General features: G+C 68.3%; 1 protein-coding gene and 2 pseudogenes. 2 read left to right on the forward strand and 1 reads right to left on the reverse strand.

The window, feature by feature from the left end:
* Positions 1–211: 211 nt before the first annotated feature.
* Complete coding sequence (locus tag ACZ52C_RS41970) at positions 212–1,258, reverse strand: LacI family DNA-binding transcriptional regulator (protein WP_469079791.1); 1,047 nt, start codon at positions 1,256–1,258, stop codon at positions 212–214.
* A 249-nt stretch (positions 1,259–1,507) separates the two neighbouring features.
* Here ACZ52C_RS41970 and ACZ52C_RS41975 point away from each other — a divergent pair.
* Positions 1,508–1,821 (forward strand): annotated as a pseudogene (locus ACZ52C_RS41975) (IS6 family transposase); the annotation flags it as partial.
* Positions 1,822–2,013: 192 nt separating this feature from the next.
* Positions 2,014–2,238: pseudogene (locus ACZ52C_RS41980) on the forward strand (hypothetical protein); the annotation flags it as partial.
* Between the last annotated feature and the right edge of the window lie 126 nt (positions 2,239–2,364).

A 2,364-nucleotide genomic window follows, 5' to 3' on the forward strand; every position in this document is an offset into this window, starting at 1 on the left:
AGAGCTACCTGGCCGGACTTCATCTCCGCGCAGCCACCATCTGGATCGGCAGCCTTCTGCAAACCTGATGATCCCAACTAGAGACGCGCCCTAGCCCAACCGACACGTAGATGACGCGAACGTCCTCTGAGGCCGTCGGTGAGCCTGCGCCATCGCCGCCGAGCTGCCCGGCCTGGCCGTCGTCGGCGACACCTGCGGCGGCTCCCGACACTCACGCTCCGTCAGCCGCGCCCGTAGCCTGCCGCCCCATGGTGCTCGCCCGCGGGATGAGCCGGTGCGGGGCACGGATCTCCCTGCCGGGGACGGGGGTTGAGCTGCCGATCCGCTTGAGCAGTCGCTCCACCGCCGTCTCGGCGATCATCTTCTTGTCCGGCGAGACCGTCGTGACGGGCGGGTTCGAGTAGCGGGCGTCCTCGATGTCGTCGTAGCCGACGACGGCGACGTCCTCGGGGACGCGCAGTCCGTGGGAGGCCAGCGTATGCAGGGCGCCCAGGGCCACCAGGTCGCTGTAGCAGAAGACCGCGTCGGGCGGTTCCTCCAGGTCGAGCAGGTGGGCCATGGCGGTGGCGCCGTCGGAGCGGTTGAAGCGCGGGGTGGAGATGACGAGTTCCTCGCGGACGGGTATGCCGGCCCGCTCGTGGGCCAACCGATAGCCCTGGGTGCGCAGTTGGGCCGCCTCACCGGTGCGGTAGGGCTGGTCACCGATTGCGGCGACGCGGCGCCGACCGAGGCCGAGCAGATGCTCGGTGGCCTCCCGGGAGGCGGTGACGTCGTCGATGCCGATGTGGTCGAAGCTGCCGTCGCTCACTCGCTCTCCGAGCACGACCAACGGAAGGTTCGCGTCGCGCTCGCCCAGGTCGGACTGGGCCAGCCCCAGCGGGCTGAAGATGACGCCGTCGAACAGCAGCTGCTGGGAGCCACGGCTGAGGAACAGCTTCTCGTGCTCCGCGTCGCCGTCGGTCTGGTCGATCAGGACGTTGTAGCCCTGCACCCGGGCCGCGCGAATGATGCCCTGCAGCAGCTCGGCGAAGTACGGCGTGTCCAGGTACGGCACAACCACCGCGATCTGACCCGACCGGCCGGAGGCGAGGTTACGGGCCAGGATGTTCGGCTGGTAGCCGAGCTCGTCGACCGCCTTCTGCACCCGGGCGCGCATGGCCTCGGAGACCGGTGCGTAGCCGTTGACCACGTTGGACACGGTCCGGCTGGAGACGCCGGCGAGCGCCGCGACGTCGCGGAGTGTGACGGCCTTTGCCATATGCAACCTTCGTCCCGGATGTCGTTTTCAGTGCTGAAAGTTTCCTGCGAGTCACCTCCTGCAGTGCGGCAACTTCTCGGTTAACACGTTTGCAGCGTTGCAGAGCGTAGCCGAAGGGGCCTGATTCAGTCCAGGAACCCAGGGACCGTGACGTCACTGCGTCGCGGACTGGACCAGTAGGAGCCGCAGTGGGAACAGCCGCCACTCAGGAGTCGGGAGCCGCACCGGCCCTGACAGGGCTTCACTCTCTTGTGGCGGGCCGTCGACCAGGACGGGATGGTGCTCGACATCCTCGTACAGAACCGGCGGGACACCGCCGCGGCCAAGCGCTTCTTCCGCCGCCTGCTGACGAACACGGTGCGGTGCCGCGGGCGGTCGTCACCGACAGGCTCCGCTCCTACGGCGCGGCCCACCACGAGGTCATGCCCTGCGTCGAGCACCGCTCCCACAAGGGCCTGAACAACAGGGCGGAGAACAGCCACCAGCCGACCCGGCAGCGTGAACGGGCGATGAAGGGCTTCCGCGGCACCGGCGCAGCCCAGCGGTTCCTGTCCGCGTTCAGCGGGACTCACCTCACTTCCGACCTCACCGCCATTTGATGGCCGCACCCGACTACCGGGCCGAAATGACCCTCCGTTTCACCATCTGGGAGCAGATCACCGGCGTCACCGGCCAGCCCACCACGGCCTGAGCACAGGCCCCGAACCGGGCTCCACCACGTCCAATGCACCGTCAAAACCCACGCACCCAACAACGTGACAGCACCGTTGCACCGGATGCTGCGGAATAAGCAGGTGTTCGCGAAGAACTCCTCCAAGTGGGGCGACCCGCGGGCGAAGCTGTTGGCGGTGAGGCGTGGGAGCATGCCCGGCCGGCCGTGCTGGCCTCGCTGAGCCTGCCCCGGTGAGGCGGGCGGGCACCTGGCGGCGAGGGCCGCGCTGCTGGACGGCACGTACCGCGGCGGCGAGGTCGGCGGCCAGGCGGCGCATGGCGGAGCCTCTGCGCGAGCGCCTTAGACACCGTTTCTTATGGCCTGATCATTCGTTGAACCGTGCATGGCGGATCTGGTTGAGCGGTTGGTGCCAGACGAGTTATGGGTGTTGTTC

The sequence above is a fragment of the Streptomyces sp. NPDC034049 genome (genome assembly GCF_055575575.1).

Coding starts and splice junctions, on each gene's coding strand:
- ACZ52C_RS41970 (WP_469079791.1), bottom strand. CDS start 1,258: ATGGCAAAGGCCGTCACACTCCGCGACGTCGCGGCGCTCGCCGGCGTC.